Origin of the sequence: Streptomyces rimosus (assembly GCF_008704655.1) — a bacterium.
GTDB lineage: Bacteria > Actinomycetota > Actinomycetes > Streptomycetales > Streptomycetaceae > Streptomyces > Streptomyces rimosus.
In genome coordinates, this window is sequence record NZ_CP023688.1 from 1771039 (window position 1) to 1788413 (window position 17375).

The window sequence follows — 17375 nt, forward strand, 5'->3', positions numbered from 1 at the left end:
CGATGCAGCGGACCCTCCTCGAACGCCTCGACCCGGTCACCGACGACGTCGTCTCGCTCGTGCTGCGCGGCGCCGACGGCCCGCTGGCTCCCTGGGAGCCGGGCGCCCATGTCGACGTGGCCCTGCCGAACTGGCTGACCCGGCAGTACTCCCTGTGCGGCGACCCCGCGGACCGCGGGACCTACCGCGTCGCCGTACGGTACGACCCGCTCAGCCGGGGCGGCTCCGAATACATCCACCGCTTCCTGCGCCCGGGCCGCACGCTGGACGTGTCCCTGCCGCGCAACCACTTCCCCCTCGTGCCCGCGCCGCGCTACCTCTTCCTCGCGGGCGGGATCGGCATCACGCCCGTCCTGCCGATGCTGCGCGCGGCGACCGCGGCGGGCATACCGGCCTCGCTCGTGTACGCGGGGCCTTCGGTCGACGCCATGCCCTTCGCCGGTGAACTGCGCGCCGCCTACGGGGATGCCGTACGTATCGTCGCCACCCGCGAGCACGGCAGGCCGGACTTCGACGCACTGGCGGCGGGTCTGGAACCCGGCACCCTGGTCTACTGCTGCGGCCCGGCCTCCATGCTCGCGGCGGCGGAGGCCGCCTTCCCCGCCGGGCGGCTGCACGCCGAGCGGTTCCAGCCGCTGCCCAGGGTGTTCGCGCCCAACACGGCGTTCGACGCGGTGTGCGCGCGATCGGCGCGTACCGTCCCGGTGCCGGCCGACGAATCGCTGCTGGACGCCCTGAACCACGCCGGGTTCCCGGTGCCGTCCGGCTGCCGCGAGGGCGTCTGCGGCAGTTGCGAACTCCGCGTCCTGGACGGGGAGCCCGAGCACCGGGACGACATAGGCGCCCCCGAGGGCCGGATGTACGCCTGCGTGTCGCGGGCGCTGGGGCCGCGGCTGGTGCTGGACCTCTGAGCGGCGGGTCAGCCCCTTTCGAGGATCGTCTTCAGCTCCGACAGCATCATGATCCAGCCGCCGCTGACGCCCTCCAGCATCTTGGAGTCGGCCGAGTCGAAGCCGTCGTGGGTGATGGTCAGCTTCACGCCCAGCTCCGGCTCCTCGGCCGGCTCGATGTCGAAGGCGACCTTCGAGCGCTCCTTGACCGCCTCGGCGAACTCCGCGTCGCTCATGCCGAACATCTCCTGGTGCATCGGCTGCAGCGTGTGCCAGGTGTAGGCGAGCCGCTTGCCGGGCTCCGACTCGGTGACGACCTGGCCGAGGTCCTGCGGCTCGCCGCCGTCCTCGATGGGCCACAGCACCTTCGAGCCGGCCTTCCAGTCGGAGGAGGGCGCCCAGCCGCCGTGGTACTGCTTCAGGAACTCCGGGCTGGTCAGGCCCTCCCAGAGCTTCTCGGGCGTGGTGTGGATGTAGATCGTGTAGACGAACTCGGGCTTGCTCATCGCCGTTCCTTCCAGGGCGTGTTTCAGATTGCCGAGCGCGGCCATCCGGCCCCGCTCGTACCGGCCGATCCAGCGGTCGGCAAGATCGTGGATGGGTACGGGATTGAGGTAGTGCAGCCTCTCCCGGCCGTGCCGGACCGTGGTGACCAGACCCGCGCCCTCCAGCACCGCCAGGTGCTTGGACACCGCCTGCCTGCTCATCTCCAGTCCCGCGCACAGCTCGCGCAGGCTCTGCCCGTTCCGCTCGTTCAGCCGGTCCAGCAGCCGCCTGCGGCTCGCGTCGGCGAGCGCCTTGAACACCTCGTCCATTGCCAACCCCCTCACCTTCAGATTGGCAACCGTTTGGTTGCACGTCAAGCCGGGAGTGGCAAACGAGGTGTTTCAGCAGGTGGGAGAGCCGGCCCGGTCAGCGGACGGGTCGCAGGCGCCGCCAGACCGCCCTGGCGGCGTGGTGCCCCGCCATGCCGTGCACGCCGGGGCCGGGCGGGGCGGACTGGGAGCACAGGAAGACCGCCGGATGGGCGGTGGTGTACGGGTTGCGGGCGAGCTTGGGGCGGATGACCAGGCCGAGGCCCGCGGCGGAGCCGGCGCAGATGTCGCCGCCGACGTAGTTCGCGTTGCGGGCGGCCAGCTGGGGCGGTCCGGCGACGGCGCGGGCCAGCACCAGGTCGCGGAACCCGGGCGCGAAGCGCTCCAGTTGGCGTTCCACCGCTTCCGTGGCGTCGCCCTCCCAGCCGTGCGGGACATGGCCGTACACCCAGAAGGTGTGTTTGCCCTCGGGGGCGCGGGTGGGATCGATCAGGCTCGGCTGCGAGGTGATCAGGAACGGTACGGACGGGGCGCGGCCGTCGGCGGCGGCGCGCAGCGCGGTGCCGATCTCGCCGCTGGTGGGGCCGAGGTGCACGGTGCCCGCCCGGCGGGCCTCGGCGGAGGTCCACGGCACCGGGCCGGACAGCGCGTAGTCGATCTTGAAGACGCCGGGGCCGTACCGTACGCCGCGATAGGCGTTGCCGAGCCCGGCGATCCGGGCGAGGGCGGTCGGCGAGGTGTCGAAGATGTACGCACGGGCCGGGGGCAGGTCGTCCAGCCGCTTGACCTCGAAGTCCGTGTGCACGACACCGCCGTGCAGGCGCAGCAGCGCGGCCAGGGCGTCGGGGACGGCCTGCGAGCCGCCGCGCGGGACCGGCCAGCCGCCCGCGTGCGCGGCGAGGGCGAACATGATGGCGGCACCGGCCGTGCCGGGGCTGGTGAGCGGGGCGATGACATGGGCGGCGAGCCCGGCGAACAGGCCGCGCGCCTTCTGATCCCGAAAGCGCCGGTCGAGGAGCGCGACCGGCTGGGCCGCGGCCAGGCCGAACCTGGCGTACGTCACCGGGTCGCGCGGCAGGCCGAGCCACTGCGTCCGCAGGAAGTCCGCGGCCAGGGAGTCCCACTTGCCGAGGAACGGCGCGAGGAGTCTGCGGTACGTGCCGGCGTCGTGCGCGCCGAGGGACATCGCCGTCTCGCCGACGGAACGGGCGAGCACCGCGGCCGTGCCGTCGGGAAAGGGGTGCGCCATCGGGATGTCGGGGTGCAGCCATTGCAGGCCGAACCGCTCCAGGCCCATGGCGGTGAAGGCGGGCGAGCCCGCGGCGAGCGGGTGCACCGCCGAACAGGGGTCGTGCCGGAAGCCGGGCAGCGTCAGCTCTTCGGTACGGGCGCCGCCCCCGATGGTGGCGTGCGCCTCGAAGACCTCGACGGCCATGCCGCGGCGGGCCAGTTCGACGGCCGCGGTCAGCCCGTTGGGGCCCGCCCCGATCACCACGGCATCGAGCATCGTCGGCACCTGCGCCACTCCCCTCGTCTGCGACCCTCGCCCTTGAGGATCAGTCGGCGGCCGCCAGCAGTCCGAGGATACGCCGGGCCGTCGCCGCGTCCCGGGCCGCGGTGAACGGCAGCGCGTTGCCGCCGGCTATACGGAACGGCTCGCCGGCGACCGTGCCGCTCGCACCGCCCGTCTCGTGGACGAGCAGCAGCCCGGCCGCATGGTCCCAGGCGTTCTCCCAGCTGAAGGCCACCGCGTCCAGCTCGCCGCGCGCGATGTGCAGATACTCCAGGCCCGCCGAGCCGCAGGGGCGCGGGGCGACGCCGTCGGTCTCCAGCAGGGCCAGGACCCGCTTCTGCTCGTCGTCGGTGAAGTCGTAGTGCGATATCGCCACCTCCAGCACCGCGCCGGGCGCCGGGGAGCCGGGGCGCAGCGGCTGCCCGTTCAGCTCGGCGCCCGCGCCGCGGCGGGCGACCGCCATCAGGTCCAGGGCGGGGGCGTACGTCCAGGAGGCGAGCAGTTCGCCGCGCAGCGCCAGGGTGACGAGCGTGGCGAAGCCCGGGTCGCCGTGCACGAACTGGCGGGTGCCGTCGACCGGGTCGACGATCCACACCGGCGCGTCGCCGCGCAGCGCGCCGAGCACGGCCGGGTCGGCGTGCACCGCCTCCTCGCCGACGACCAGCGAGCCGGGCAGCAGGCTCGTCAGGGCGGCGGTCAGCTGCTCCTCGGCGAGCCGGTCGGCGACCGTGACGAGGTCGTGCGGGCCGTTCTTCTCCACCACCTCGTGGGCGGCGAGCTGCCGGAACCGCGGCATGATCTCGGCCGCCGCCGCCTTGCGGACGGCGTCCTCGACGGCGGCCGCGTCCAGCGCGCGCAGCACCTCGTCCGCCGTGTGTATGGAGGCGCCGCCCGTCTCGTCCGTCGTGTCTCCCGTGTCCGTACGAATTGCTTCGATCATGACTCCATCGAACCACGCCCCACTGACACGGCGCCTGGACAGGAGGTGAACTCCGGATGCCGGGCGTCCGGGACCGAGGGGCGCGCCCCGTCTACCGCCCGACCGCGTACCCCTGCATCCCGCGCGGGTTCGCCGCCGCCGACAGCACCCCCGTCTCCGGGTCCCGCGCCACCGCCGACAGCCGCCCCTCCGACCAGGCGTCGCCCACCGTCACCCGGTGCCCGCGCCGCCGCAGCTCCCCGATCACGTCCGGACCGATACGGGACTCGACCGTGACGCTGCCCGGCACCATGGCGCGCGGGAAGAACGAGCCGGGGAAGGAGTCGTTGTGCCAGTTCGGCGCGTCGATGGCGCCCTGGAGGTCGAGGCCGCCGCGTACCGGCGCGCGCAGCGTCGCGGCGAGGAGAAAGTGCATCTGCCACTGGTCCTGCTGGTCACCGCCGGGCGTACCGAACGCCATCACCGCAACCCCGTCGCGCAGCGCCAGCGAGGGCGTGAGCGTGGTGCGCGGACGGCGCCCCGGGGTGAGCGAGTTGGGCAGCCCCTCCTCCAGCCAGGCCATCTGGAGGCGCGTGCCGAGCGGGAACCCGAGCGCCGGGACCACCGGGTTGGACTGGAGCCAGCCGCCGGAGGGCGTCGCGGAGACCATGTTGCCCCAGCGGTCCACGATGTCGATGTGGCAGGTGTCGCCGCGCGTGGCGCCGCTCCGGTCGACCTCGGGCGCGATGGCGGGAGCCGCGCCGGGACGGTCGGCCGTCGCCACCGTCGGCTCGCCCGCACCGGCGGCGCCCGGCGCCTCGCCGGCGTCCTCGCCCGCCGCGACGGCCAGGGCGTGCTTGCTCAGCCGCGGCGTACGGCCGTCCGGGCTGCCGGGCCGCAGCTCGTACGAGGCGTGCTCGCCGATCAGCGCCCGCCGCGCCGCGTTGTAGTCATCGCTCAGCAGCGCCGCGACCGGCACCTCGGCCGCGTCGCCGTACCACGCCTCACGGTCGGCCATGGCGAGCTTGCACCCCTCGACCAGCAGGTGCACATATTCGGGACTCCCGTACGCGGGCAGCTCCGGCGGCAGCAGAGCGAGCTGCTGGAGCAGAGCGGGCCCCTGCGACCAGCCCCCCGCCTTCGCCACCGTCCACCCGTTCCAGTCGTACGTCACCGGGTCCTCGTACGTAGCGGAGAAGGCCGCCAGGTCATCGCCCGTCAACGTGCCCGCGTGCCGCTCACCGGAGGTGTCCATGGCGGGACGGGCGGCGAACGCGGCCAGCGCCTCGCCGATGAAGCCCTCGCGCCAGATCCGCCGGGCGGCGTCGATCTGCGCCTCCCGGCCCGCCGCCGCGGCCTCGGACTCGCTGATCAGACGGCGCCAGGTGGCCGCCAGCGGCCGGTTCCTGAGCAGCCCGCCGGGCGCCACCGGCCGCCCGTCCGGCAGATAGATCTCGGCGGACGATATCCACTCCGTCTCGAACAGCTCCCGGACCGTCGCCACCGTCCGGCCCACCCGCTCGACCGCCGGGTGCCCGTGCTCCGCGTACCCGATGGCGTACTTCAGCACCTCCCCCAGCGTCCTCGTACCGTAATCACGGAGCAGCAGCATCCATGCGTCGAACGCGCCGGGGACGGCGGCGGCGAGCGGCCCGGTGCCGGGCACCAGCCCGAGCCCCAGCGAGGTGTAGTGCGCCACGCTCGCCCCGGCCGGCGCCGGCCCCTGCCCGCACAGCACCCGCACCGCCCCGTCCACAGGCGCGATGATCACGGGCACCTCACCCGCCGGCCCGTTCAGATGCGGCTCGACGACATGCAGCACGAACCCGGCGGCCACCGCCGCGTCGAAGGCGTTGCCACCGTCCTCCAGCACGCCCATCGCGGACTGCGAGGCCAGCCAGTGCGTGGTCGCGGCCATACCGAAGGTTCCCTGAAGGGTGGGGCGGGTGGTGAACACGGGGCTCCTCACGTGCGTACGGGCGCGGTCGGGGGTCTTCTGTCCGCCCTCTCCCCCATGGAAGCGCCGGCCATGCCCGTGAGCGGGCCGCGTCCTGGTCACATCGGCCGGCCCGCGGGTCCGTCGCAAATCCGTTCGCCGCCCCGGCCGCCCTCCGCCTACGCTCGCACCATGACCGGTACGGCCCCCACCAGCCCCGCGCCCCACAACGCCCCGCGACGCCCCTTGGTGGCGATCCTCAGCGGCGCCGGCATCTCCACCGACTCCGGCATCCCGGACTACCGCGGCCCGAACGGCCTGTGGCGGCAGGACCCGGAGGCCGAGAAGCTGGTGACGTACGAGTACTACATGAACGATCCGGAGATCCGGCGCCGTTCCTGGCGGATGCGGCAGGACGGTCCCGCCCTGCGGGCCCGGCCGAACGCCGCCCATGAGGCGATCGCCCGGCTGGAGCGCTCCGGCGTTCCGGTCCGCGTCATCACGCAGAACGTCGACGGGCTGCACCAGCTCGCGGGCGTACCCGACCGCAAGGTGCTCGAACTGCACGGCACCGCGCGCACCGTGCTCTGCACCGGCTGCGGCGCCCGGTCGCCGATGTCCGAGGCCCTGGAGCGGGTGGCCGCGGGCGACCCCGACCCGGCGTGCACCGGCTGCGGCGGCATCCTGAAGTCGGCCACCGTCATGTTCGGCGAACGCCTCGACCCGGAGGTGCTCGGTACGGCCGTCAGCGTCGCCCAGGCCGCCGATGTCTTCATCGCGGTGGGGACCAGCCTCCAGGTGCAGCCCGCCGCCTCGCTCGCGGGCCTGGCCGCCGAGCACGGCGCCCGGCTGATCATCGTGAACGCCGAGCCCACCCCGTACGACGAACTCGCCGCCGAGACCATCCGCACCCCCATCGGCACCGCCCTCCCGGAGCTGCTCGCCACGCTGGCCCCCTGACCGGACCGCCCCCTTTGCCGGAAATGAAACCGGCAACGCTACGGTTGACCCGGCTGCCGGCCGCCGGGCCGTGCGCCGGGAACAGGACAGCGGGAGGATGCGCCGTGCAGGGCAAGCACCACGGTGAGTACAAGGTGCCGGGCGGCAAGCTGGTGGTCGTCGATCTCGACGTGACGGGCGGGGCGCTGCGCGACGTCCATGTCGCGGGGGACTTCTTCCTGGAGCCGGACGAGGCGCTGGGCGCCATCGACGCGGCGCTGGAGGGCGCCCCGGCGGACACCGACGCGCGCGGGCTGGCGGCCCGGATCGACGCGGCGCTGCCGCCCGGGGCGGTGCTGTTCGGGTTCACCTCGGAGGCGGTCGGCATCGCGGTGCGCCGCGCGGTCGCGCAGGCCACCGACTGGACGGACTTCGACTGGCAGATCATCCACGAGGCGCCCCAACCGCCCGCGCTGCACATGGCGTTGGACGAGGTACTGACCGCCGAGGTGGCCGCCGGGCGTCGGCCGCCGACGCTGCGGGTGTGGGAGTGGGACCGCCCGGCGGTCATCATCGGCAGCTTCCAGTCCCTGGCCAACGAGGTGGACCCGGAGGGCGCCGCGCGGCACGGCGTGACGGTGGTGCGGCGGATCAGCGGCGGGGGCGCGATGTTCGTCGAGCCCGGCAACACCATCACCTACTCCCTGTGCGTACCCGCCTCCCTCGTGCAGGGGCTGACCTTCGCCGAGAGCTACGCCTATCTGGACGACTGGGTGCTGACCGCCCTCGGCGACATGGGCATCAACGCCTGGTACAAGCCGCTCAACGACATCGCGACGGACGCCGGGAAGATCGCCGGCGCCGCGCAGAAACGCATGGTGGCCGGTGACGGGGCGGTGCTGCACCACGTGACCATGTCGTACGACATCGACGCGGACAAGATGGTCGAGGTCCTGCGGATCGGCAAGGAGAAGCTGTCGGACAAGGGCACCCGCAGCGCGAAGAAGCGGGTGGACCCGCTGCGCCGGCAGACCGGACTGCCGCGTGCCGAGGTCATCGAGCGGATGATCGGTTCGTTCCGCGCGCGGTACGGCGGCAGCGACGGGGCGGTCACCCCGGAGGAGATGGAGCGGGCGCAGGAACTGGCGGGCGGCAAGTTCAGCTCGCCGGAGTGGACTGCGCGGGTGCCGTAGCAGGTGGCAGGGGGGCGGCTGCCCCTGACCGCCTTCGTCGTGTGCCTGCTGCTCGACACCGAGGTCCCGGCTCGGCCGGCCGGGCGGCGGCACCGGCTCGGGCCGCTCACCTCCGCGCCCCTGCGGCGCCTGCTGATCGCGGACGGCCTCTTCGTCCTGGCGGTGACCGCCACCGACGTACTGCTGCCGGTCTACGCGAAGGAACACGACGCGGCGGTGTCCACCGGCGCCTGTCCGAGCGCCCTGTCCATCGGCAGCGTGCTGGGCAGCCTCGTCCTGGGCACCATGCCCGGCTTCTTGGCCCGCGGGCCCAAACTCTCCGTTCTGCTCCTCGTCTTCGCGGCCGGGGGCGGCGCGCTCGCCCTGGGCGCCGGGCTCTCCCCGGTCGCCGTCCTCGTCCTCGGCCCGGTGGCCGGTCTGGTCCTCGGTTCGGTTTTCGGCACGCTGCGTACGGTGGGCAGCGACCTCGCGCAGGAGGGCGAGGTCACCGGGACGATGTCCTGGCTCACCAGCCTCGACATGGCGGGCGGCGCGGTCGGCGCGGCGGTCTTCGCCCATCTCGCCGCCGCCGAGGGGAGCCGGACGGCGCTGGCGTGGGTGCCCGCGGTGGTCCTGCTGAGCGCGCCGGCGGACTGGACGGCACGGTCGCCGTCGCCCAAGCAGAGCAGAAAGAGCCGGCGCGGCGCCGGCCTAAGCCGCCGTCCCCAGCCGGAACCGCTCCGCCACCTCGTCCGCGAGGTCGGTGGCCGGCCGGCCGCCGTCCATGGTGATGACCGTGTTCCCGTGGGCGGCCGCCTGACGGCGGACCTCCGCATCCCACAGCTCGTCCCGGGCCAGCCGCTGGGCCAGCGTGGCTTCCGGGGTCCCGCTGCCCCAGCTGACCAGGGAGCGCACCGGGACGCTGCGCCGGGAGCGCAGTGCGGCCAGGCGGAACTCCGGGGTGGGGAGCAGGAAGACCGCCTGGTCGGGGCGGGTGAGCAGGGGCGCGATCTGGCTCGGCAGGTTGCCGAACCAGTCCACCAGGACGGGCCGGTCGGTGGGCATCGCGAGCAGGTCCTCGACCTCGAAGGCAAAGGTTTCGGCAACCACGCGCTGAGCGAACCCGCACGCCTCGTCGGGGTCGCGGCTGTCCCACAGGGAGCCGGGCGGCTCGTCGCGGGCGGCGTGGAAGTGCGGGTGCTGCCGGGGTGAGCAGCGCGGCAGCCAGGTGTGCTGGGCCAGGTCACCGCGGTAGATGACGGCGCCGTGCCGCCGCGCCAGGATTATCGCCAGGGTGCTCTTGCCCGCTCCGGTGCCGCCGGCGATCCACCGCACGTGGGAGAGCCGGCCGGCCGAAGCCGACGTCGTACGGATACCGGTTCCGAGATGTGTCTCCAATGGGGGGCGCCTCATACCTCCATGGTCCCCGTATCGGCCGCCGGGCTCCAAGGCCGCCTCGTATGGGGAGCATCAGGAGTGGGCAAAGAGTTGGGAGAGGCGGGTGAGTTGGTGCGCGCCCCCGAGCGCCTTCGCGCGTCCTGCGCGCCCCCGCCGGAACCGTGCGCCGGTCAGCGCACCGGGTCGTACGCCCCCAGGTCGAGCCCCGGGTCCGCGCCCGTGGCCAGCAGCGCGGCCACCCGGCCCGCCCAGGGGCCGACGGTCAGCCCGGTCGGGCCGAGGCCGTCGGCGACGATCAGACCGTCCAGGCCCGGGACCCGGCCGAGCAGCGGGCGGAAGTCCGGGCCGACGGGGCGGAAGCCGACGCGCGTCTCCAGGTGGGTGGCGTCCGCCAGGCCGGGCGCGACCGCCAGGGCCTCGGCCAGCACCTCGGCCAGTCCCCCGGCCGTCACCCGGTGGTCGAAGCCGGTGCCGGACTCGCGCGTGGCGCCCGCCACGACCCGCGAGCCGTCGAACGGGACGAGGTAGTGCCCGGTGGCGCGGGGCATGACGACGGGCCAGCGCCCGGTGCCGGCGCCGGGCAGCGACAGGTGCGCGATCTGCCCGCGCTGCGGCGCGATCCGTACGGTGATGCCCACCGGCGCCAGCAGCTCCGGCGCCCAGGCCCCGGCCGCGACGACGACCGCGTCCGCTGCGATGCGCTCGCCGTCCACCTCGACGCCGGTGACGCGGTCGCCCGTACGGAGCAGTGCCGCGCGCCCGGAGCGTACGTCCGCGCCCCGCCACCGCGCCTGCCGCAGCAGCGCGTCGCGCAGCCGGCCGCCGTCGACGCGGGCGCCGGCGGCTATCCGTACGGCATGCAGGCCGGGCGCCAGCGGTGGGAACAGCGAGCGGGCCGCGGACGTGTCGAGCAGATCCACCTCGCCGGTGTCCGCGGCGTCGCGCCGCCGTTCCAGCACGAGCTGCCGGATGCGGTACAGGTCCGCGTCGTCGGCGGCCAGGGCGAGCGCGCCGACGGTGCGGTGGCCGAGGCTGCGCTCGCCCGCCTCGGTCAGTTCGGCGACCAGGCCCGGGTAGTACCGCGCCCCTTCCGCGGCGGCGCGGAACCAGTCCGGGTCGTCGTTCTCGGAGGCCCAGGGGCAGACGATGCCCGCGCCGGCCGCGGTCGCCTCGCCGGGCTGGGCCCGGCCCGCCAGCACGACGTCCGCGCCCAGCCCGGCCGCGTGCCAGGCGGTGCTCGCGCCCACGATGCCCGCACCCACCACGGCGACGCGCATGTCCGTCTCCCCTCCCCTGACGGGCTCTCAGCCCGCGAACTCCGGAATGATCCGTTCGCCGTACGCGTCGATGGTGGCGTCCCGCGCGTCGTGCATCGCGTACAGCGCGAACTGGTCGACGCCCAGCTCCCGCAGCCGGTGCAGCTTCTCCAGCTGGGCCGCGGGCGGCCCGAGCAGGCAGAAGCGGTCCACGATCTCGTCCGGCACGAACGCGGTGTCGGGGTTGCCGGAGCGGCCGTGGTGGGCGTAGTCGTAGCCCGCGCGTTCCTTGATGTACGAGGTGAGCGCCTCGGGCACCATGCCGGAGTGCTCGCCGTACCGTTTGACCAGGTCCGCGACGTGGTTGCCGACCATGCCGCCGAACCACCGGCACTGCTCGCGGGCGTGCGCGAGGTCGTCGCCCACGTAGGCGGGCGCGGCGACGCAGATCGTCACGTCGGACGGGTCGCGGCCGGCCGCCGTCGCGGCGTCGCGGACCGCCTTGACCATCCACTCCGTCAGGAACGGGTCGGCCAGCTGGAGGATGAAGCCGTCCGCCAGCTCCCCGGTCATCTTCAGGGCTTTCGGCCCGTACGCGGCCATCCACACCGGCAGCCGCCCGTCGCGCACCCACGGGATGCGCAGGGTGTGGCCGCCCACGTCCGCCTCCCGGCCCTCCGCGAGGTCGCGGATGACACGGATCGACTCGCCGAGGCGGGCCAGCGTGTTGGGGGCGCGGCCCGCCACCCGCATCGCCGAGTCGCCGCGTCCGATGCCGCAGACGGTGCGGTTGCCGTACATGTCGTTGAGGGTGGCGAAGGTGGAGGCGGTGACCTCGGGGGTGCGGGTGGAGGGATTGGTGACCATCGGGCCGACGATGAGGCGTTCGGTGTGCTCCAGGATGCGGCTGTAGATGACGAACGGCTCCTGCCACAGGACGGAGGAGTCGAAGGTCCAGCCGTAGCGGAAGCCTTGGCGCTCGGCGCGGCGCATGGTGGTGACGACGTCGGATGCGGGCGGGTCGGTCTGCAGGACGACTCCGAAGTCCATCTCGGCCTCCTTCAGTTCAGGTACTGGCAGGTGCCGCGCGGGGTGTACTGGCCGTGCCCCGCGCGCCCGGTGTAGCGCCGCTCGTCGATCACGGTCTCGCCGCGCGAGAGGACGGTCTCCACGCGGCCGGTGACGGTGCGCCCCTCGTACGCGGAGTAGTCGACGTTCATGTGGTGGGTGGCGGCCGAGAGGACCTGTTCGGCGGCCGGGTCGTAGATGACGAGGTCGGCGTCCGAACCGGGCGCGATGGTGCCCTTCTTGGGGTAGAGGCCGAACATCCGGGCCGGTGTGGCACAGGCGATCTCGATCCAGTGGCGGCGGCTGATGTGCCCGTCCACCACGCCCTGGTGGAGCAGGTCCATCCGGTGCTCGACGCCCGGCAGCCCGTTGGGGATCTTGGAGAAGTCGCCGCGGCCCAGCTCCTTCTGGCCCTTGAAGCAGAACGGGCAGTGGTCGGTGGAGACCACCTGGAGGTCGTTGGTGCGCAGCCCGCGCCACAGTGCCGCCTGGTGCTCCCGCGGCCGCAGCGGTGTGCTGCACACGTACTTGGCGCCCTCGAAGTCCGGCTCGGCCAGGTTGTCGGTGGACAGGAACAGATACTGCGGGCAGGTCTCGCCGAAGACGTTCAGCCCCTTGTCGCGGGCCTGCGCCAGTTCGGCGACGGCTTCCTCGGCCGAGACGTGCACGACGTACAGCGGCGCGCCGGCGACCCGGGCGAGCTGGATCGTACGGTGGGTGGCCTCGGCCTCCAGCAGCTCTCTGCGCACCTCGCCGTGGTAGCGGGGGTCGGTGCGCCCTTCCGCCAGGGCCTGTTCGACCAGGACGTCGATCGCGATGCCGTTCTCGGCGTGCATCATGACCAGCCCGCCGTTGGCCGCCGAACGCTGCATGGCGCGCAGGATCTGGCCGTCGTCGCTGTAGAAGACGCCCGGGTAGGCGGTGAACAGCTTGAAGGAGGTGACGCCTTCCTCGACCAGCAGGTCCAGCTCCTTGAGCGCGTGCTCGTTCACATCGGAGAGGATCATGTGGAAGGCGTAGTCGACGGCGCACTGGGCATCGGCCTTGGCGTGCCAGGCGTCCAGGCCCTCGCGCAGTGCCCGGCCGCGCGTCTGGACTGCGAAGTCGACGATGGTGGTCGTGCCGCCCCAGGCCGCTGCCCGGGTGCCGGTCTCGAAGGTGTCGGAGGAGGACGTCCCGCCGAACGGGAAGTCCATGTGGGTGTGGGCGTCCACGCCGCCCGGGATGACGTACTTGCCGGTGGCGTCGATGGTGCGGTCGGCGCCCTCGGCCCAGCTCTCGGCGGTGGTCGTGCCGTGCGCGGCGAGGGCGGCGATCCTGCCGTCCTCGACCAGGACATCGGCATGGATCTCATCGGCGGCGGTGACGACCAGACCGCCGCGGACGACTGTTCGGCTCATGCTTCCGGCTCTCCCTTCCACACACAGCACAGGTGCTCGGCGGCGCCGGAAGGGACACGGCCCGGCGTGGTCGGCCGGCCGGGCGGCGCGTCCCGGGTGACGCCGCGTCACGGCCGGTCTACACCCGTAGAACGCGGCCGTGCAGCTGACCGTAGAAGCATGTCACCCACCGTGGCAACACCATGACCGCGGTTCAGCGGGAACCGGTGGGACGTGCCCGGTTGCCGCCCGTAAAACTTCATCGATTGCGCAATCCGGGAACCTTGGTGCGGGCCGCCGCGTTGCCCCGGTGGGAAAACCCGACACACCGGACCCAACCGCATACGCAACAGGAGACACAGCACCATGGGCGTCAGCCTCAGCAAGGGCCAGAACGTCGTCCTCAACCAGGACGGCACTCCCCTCGCGGACGTCACCGTCGGCCTGGGCTGGGACGCCCGGCCCGCCGGCGGCGCGGACTTCGACCTGGACGCCTCGGCGGTCGTCTGCGGCCCCGACCAGCGTGTCCTGTCCGACGCGCACTTCGTCTTCTACAACAACCTGACCAGCCCGGACGGCGCGGTCCGGCACACCGGCGACAACCTCACCGGCGAGGGCGACGGCGACGACGAGCAGATCCTGGTCGACCTGGACCGCCTCGGCGAGCAGACCGGCCAGGTCGTCTTCACCGTCTCCATCCACGATGCCGAGGCGCGCGGGCAGAATTTCGGCCAGGTCGAGGACGCGTACATCCGCGTCGTGGACAACCTGACGGGCCGTGAGATGTGCCGCTACGAGCTGTCGTACGACGCCGCCGGCGAGACGGCGATGGTCTTCGGGGCGCTCTACCGGCGCGGCGGCGAGTGGAAGTTCCGCGCCATCGGCCAGGGTTACGCGACCGGGCTGGCCGGTATCGCCACCGACTACGGCGTCAACGTCGGCTGATACCGGTACGCGAAAGGGCGCGCCCGGGAAGGGCGCGCCCCCGGGGCCCCGCCTACAGGTGCGAGGCGATGGCCGGCATCAGGTCCTGGAAGGTGCGGCCGGCCGCGGGCTCGCCGATGGCGGCCATCTCCCAGCCGCCGCCGGCCCGGCGTACCTTCGCCATGATCTGCGCGGTGTACTGGCCGCCGCCGGTGAGGGTGTAGCGGGCCAGCTCCTGGCCGGTGCTCTCGTCGACCAGGCGGCAGAACGCGTTCTGCACCTCGGCGAAGGTCTGCCCGGTGAAGGAGTTCACCGTGAAGACGATCTGGTCGATATGGGCGGGCACCCGCTGGAGATCGACGTAGATCACCTCGTCGTCGCCGCCCTGTCCCGCGCCGCCCACCAGGTTGTCCCCGGTGTGCCGCACGGAGCCGTCGTCGCTGATCAGGTGCTGGAAGAAGACGACGTCGACGGGCTCCTGACCGGCGAACAGCACGGCGGAGGCGTCCAGGTCGATCTCGCGGGCCATCAGCTTGGCGAGGAAGCCCTTGCGGGCGGCGGCCTGCCAGCCCAGGCCCATGCGGACCACGCTGAGTTCGCCCCCGCCGGACTTGCTCAGACTGATCTTCTGACCCTTGTCCAGGTTCACGGTCATGTGCTGTCACTCCTGCGTCGGGATGGCATGCCCCGGGCAGAGCGGCGGCCGCCGCCACCGGCCGGGAATCGCAAATCTACAGCACTGTAGAGGTAATGACGAAGTAAAGAAGCAGGGCCGCGGGGTGGAAACCGGACGGACGCCGCCCGACCGGACACTTGGCGGGCCCCGCCGGAATACTCACAGCGGGGCCCAGTCGTACGGTACCCAGCCGGGCGCGCGCACAACAGACCGCGTCGGCGGCTTTCCCGGTATCAGGCCACCCGCTCCGCCGGCCCCTCCGCCCGGCGCGCCTGAGGCTCCGCCGACCACTGCGCCAGCCGCCGCAGCGCCAGCGCCGAAGCGGACCCGGGCTCGGCGTGGTAGGTGACCAGCTGCTGGTCCGGATCGGCCGGCAGGGCGAGCGTCTCGTACGCCAGCGACAGGCTTCCCACCAGCGGGTGCGTCAGCCGCTTGCGGCCGAACCCCTTGTCCTGGACGTCGTGGGCCGCCCAGATCCGCCGGAAGTCCGCGCTCTTCGCGGACAGCTCATCGACCAGCGCGCACAGCTTCGGGTCGTCCGGGAACCGGCCGACGTCGCCGCGCAGCTGGGCCACGACGTGCGCCGCCTTGCCCTCCCAGTCGGCGTACAGCTCGCGCGTCGCCGGAGCGAGGAAGAGCTGCCAGGCCATGTTGCGCTCCTCGGCGGGCATCGCGGCGAAGTCGCCGAGGAGCGCGCGGGCCAGCCGGTTCCAGCCGAGGATGTCCAGCCGCCGGCCGATCACGTACGCGGGGACACCGTCCATCGCGTCGATCAGGTCCTGCAAGGCCGGACGCATCCGCTGCGGCCGGGGCGCCGGGCGGCGCCGCCGGGAGACCGGCCTGGCCAGATGGCTCAGGTGGGAGCGCTCGGCCCGGGTCAGCCGCAGCACGTCCGAGATCGAGTCCAGCACGGCCGCGGAGACGTTCTGCCCCCGCCCCTGTTCGAGCCGTATGTAATACGCCACGCTGACCCCCGCCAGCTGCGCCAGTTCCTCCCGCCGCAGGCCGGGTACCCTGCGCCGCCCGCCGTGAGGGGCGAGACCGACATCCTCGGGCTGGAGCCTGGCGCGGCGGGAGCGGAGGAATTCGCTCAGTTCGGTGCGCTGGTCCATCCCTGAATTATGACGGGCGCCGTCCGCGGTACGGCCAGGGTGGTTCTCGCAGTGGTACGACCGGCGAGCGTAGGTTCAGCAGGGCACTGGTTGCCCCGGGCACGCAACCCCACCCTGGAGAGCATGAACCGCACCTCTGTACCCGCATACGCAGCACCCGCCCCGAAGGCTCCGCTGGAGCGCACCACCATCGAGCGCCGGGAGCTGGGCGCGCACGACATCCTCATCGACATCAAGTTCGCGGGCATCTGCCACTCCGACATCCACACCGTGCGGGCGGAGTGGGGCGACGGCGGGAACTTCCCCATCGTCCCCGGCCACGAGATCGCCGGCGTGGTCAGCGAGGTCGGCCCCGAGGTCACCCGGTACGCGGTCGGCGACCGGGTCGGCGTCGGCTGCTTCGTCGACTCCTGCCGCGAGTGCGAGAACTGCCGGGCCGGCCTCCAGCAGTACTGCACCGGCGAGCTGGGCCAGGTCGGCACGTACAACGCCATCGGCCGGGACGGCCTGGCCACCCAGGGCGGCTACTCCACCCACCTCGTCATCGACGAGAACTACGCCCTGCGCATCCCGGACAGCCTGCCGCTCGACGCCGCCGCGCCGCTGCTGTGCGCCGGCATCACCCTCTACTCGCCGCTGGCGCACTGGAAGGCCGGCCCCGGCAAGAAGGTCGCCGTCGTGGGCATCGGCGGCCTCGGCCACATGGGCGTCAAGATCGCGCACGCGATGGGCGCGGAGGTCACCGTACTGAGCCAGTCGCTGCGCAAGAAGGACGACGGCCTGCGGCTCGGCGCCGACCACTACTACGCCACGTCCGACCCGGCGACCTTCGAGGAGCTGGCGAGCAGCTTCGACCTGATCGTCAACACCGTCTCCGCGCAGCTCGACCTGAACGCCTACCTGGGCCTGCTGCGCACCGACGGCACCCTCGTCCAGCTCGGCGCGCCGGAGCACCCGCTGCCGATCGCCCCGTTCGCCCTGATCGGCAACCGCCGCTCGCTGGCCGGTTCGCTGATCGGCGGCCTCCAGGAGACCCAGGAGATGCTGGACTTCTGCGGTGAGCACGGGCTGACCTCGGAGATCGAGGTGATCTCCGCCGACCGGATCAACGAGGCGTACGAGCGGGTGCTCGCCAGCGACGTCCGCTACCGCTTCGTGATCGACACCGCGACGATCTGACGGCCGGGCCCGCGCCCCGGGTGCCGCCACACGGCCGACACCCGGGGGTCACGGTCGGTACCGGTACGATCACCGATCGCGTGCTACGGTCGCTCCAGTTGCAGTTTTGGTACCCATGAACGTCATGTGCGCCTGACGGGATGTGTCCGTCGGGCGCCTTCTGTTTCTGCCGGTCACATCCGGATGGGCTCAATTGCGG

At 73.0% G+C, this 17375-nt stretch carries 15 protein-coding genes; 6 read left to right on the forward strand and 9 right to left on the reverse strand.

Features of this window, described 5'->3' with window-relative positions; translation table 11 throughout:
- Window positions 1–2 precede the first annotated feature (2 nt).
- A complete protein-coding gene (locus CP984_RS07220) occupies window positions 3–911 on the forward strand; it encodes a PDR/VanB family oxidoreductase (protein WP_003981970.1) in 909 nt (302 codons plus the stop codon).
- 8 nt (window positions 912–919) lie between these two features.
- Here the strand turns inward: CP984_RS07220 and CP984_RS07225 are convergent, their stop codons facing one another.
- The 4 genes from CP984_RS07225 to CP984_RS07240 form a co-directional block, all read right to left on the reverse strand.
- On the reverse strand, window positions 920–1705 hold the full coding sequence (locus CP984_RS07225) for an ArsR/SmtB family transcription factor (RefSeq protein ID WP_003981971.1): 786 nt from the start codon (window positions 1703–1705) through the stop codon (window positions 920–922).
- 97 nt (window positions 1706–1802) lie between these two features.
- Complete coding sequence (locus CP984_RS07230) at window positions 1803–3212, reverse strand: phytoene desaturase family protein (RefSeq protein ID WP_031024430.1); 1410 nt, start codon at window positions 3210–3212, stop codon at window positions 1803–1805.
- A gap of 49 nt (window positions 3213–3261) precedes the next feature.
- A complete protein-coding gene (locus CP984_RS07235) occupies window positions 3262–4158 on the reverse strand; it encodes an inositol monophosphatase family protein (protein WP_003981973.1) in 897 nt (298 codons plus the stop codon).
- 91 nt (window positions 4159–4249) lie between these two features.
- Window positions 4250–6094, reverse strand: coding sequence for a gamma-glutamyltransferase family protein (locus CP984_RS07240; protein ID WP_003981974.1), 1845 nt, complete (start codon window positions 6092–6094; stop codon window positions 4250–4252).
- A gap of 171 nt (window positions 6095–6265) precedes the next feature.
- Between CP984_RS07240 and CP984_RS07245 the strand changes: the two genes are divergently transcribed.
- The 3 genes from CP984_RS07245 (at window position 6266) to CP984_RS07255 (ending at window position 9396) form a co-directional block, all read left to right on the forward strand.
- The gene (locus CP984_RS07245; protein ID WP_043978891.1) at window positions 6266–7033 is read left to right on the forward strand and encodes an SIR2 family NAD-dependent protein deacylase; all 768 of its coding nucleotides are present in this window, start codon (window positions 6266–6268) and stop codon (window positions 7031–7033) included.
- A 104-nt stretch (window positions 7034–7137) separates the two neighbouring features.
- The gene (locus CP984_RS07250) at window positions 7138–8205 is read left to right on the forward strand and encodes a lipoate--protein ligase family protein (protein WP_003981976.1); all 1068 of its coding nucleotides are present in this window, start codon (window positions 7138–7140) and stop codon (window positions 8203–8205) included.
- 3 nt (window positions 8206–8208) lie between these two features.
- Window positions 8209–9396: an MFS transporter gene (locus CP984_RS07255; RefSeq protein ID WP_050498803.1), complete on the forward strand. Its 1188-nt coding sequence runs from the start codon at window positions 8209–8211 to the stop codon at window positions 9394–9396.
- Between the two features lie 356 nt (window positions 9397–9752).
- Here the strand turns inward: CP984_RS07255 and CP984_RS07260 are convergent, their stop codons facing one another.
- The 3 genes from CP984_RS07260 to hydA are packed head-to-tail and all read right to left on the reverse strand — an operon-like array spanning window position 9753 to window position 13306.
- Entirely contained in the window at window positions 9753–10859 is a 1107-nt protein-coding gene (locus CP984_RS07260) for an NAD(P)/FAD-dependent oxidoreductase (protein ID WP_003981979.1), read from the reverse strand.
- A gap of 27 nt (window positions 10860–10886) precedes the next feature.
- Complete coding sequence (locus tag CP984_RS07265; protein ID WP_003981980.1) at window positions 10887–11888, reverse strand: TIGR03842 family LLM class F420-dependent oxidoreductase; 1002 nt, start codon at window positions 11886–11888, stop codon at window positions 10887–10889.
- A gap of 11 nt (window positions 11889–11899) precedes the next feature.
- Window positions 11900–13306 carry a dihydropyrimidinase gene (gene hydA, locus CP984_RS07270; protein WP_003981981.1) on the reverse strand — a complete coding sequence of 469 codons (1407 nt, stop codon included), beginning with the start codon at window positions 13304–13306 and terminating at the stop codon, window positions 11900–11902.
- Between the two features lie 345 nt (window positions 13307–13651).
- On the opposite strand from hydA, the gene CP984_RS07275 reads away from it, so the two are divergent.
- Window positions 13652–14230: a TerD family protein gene (locus CP984_RS07275; protein ID WP_003981982.1), complete on the forward strand. Its 579-nt coding sequence runs from the start codon at window positions 13652–13654 to the stop codon at window positions 14228–14230.
- 52 nt (window positions 14231–14282) lie between these two features.
- Here the strand turns inward: CP984_RS07275 and CP984_RS07280 are convergent, their stop codons facing one another.
- Complete coding sequence (locus tag CP984_RS07280) at window positions 14283–14864, reverse strand: TerD family protein (protein ID WP_003981983.1); 582 nt, start codon at window positions 14862–14864, stop codon at window positions 14283–14285.
- A gap of 254 nt (window positions 14865–15118) precedes the next feature.
- Complete coding sequence (locus CP984_RS07285; RefSeq protein WP_003981984.1) at window positions 15119–15997, reverse strand: helix-turn-helix domain-containing protein; 879 nt, start codon at window positions 15995–15997, stop codon at window positions 15119–15121.
- 123 nt (window positions 15998–16120) lie between these two features.
- Between CP984_RS07285 and CP984_RS07290 the strand changes: the two genes are divergently transcribed.
- Complete coding sequence (locus tag CP984_RS07290) at window positions 16121–17176, forward strand: NAD(P)-dependent alcohol dehydrogenase (protein WP_003981985.1); 1056 nt, start codon at window positions 16121–16123, stop codon at window positions 17174–17176.
- The last annotated feature ends 199 nt before the right edge of the window (window positions 17177–17375 follow it).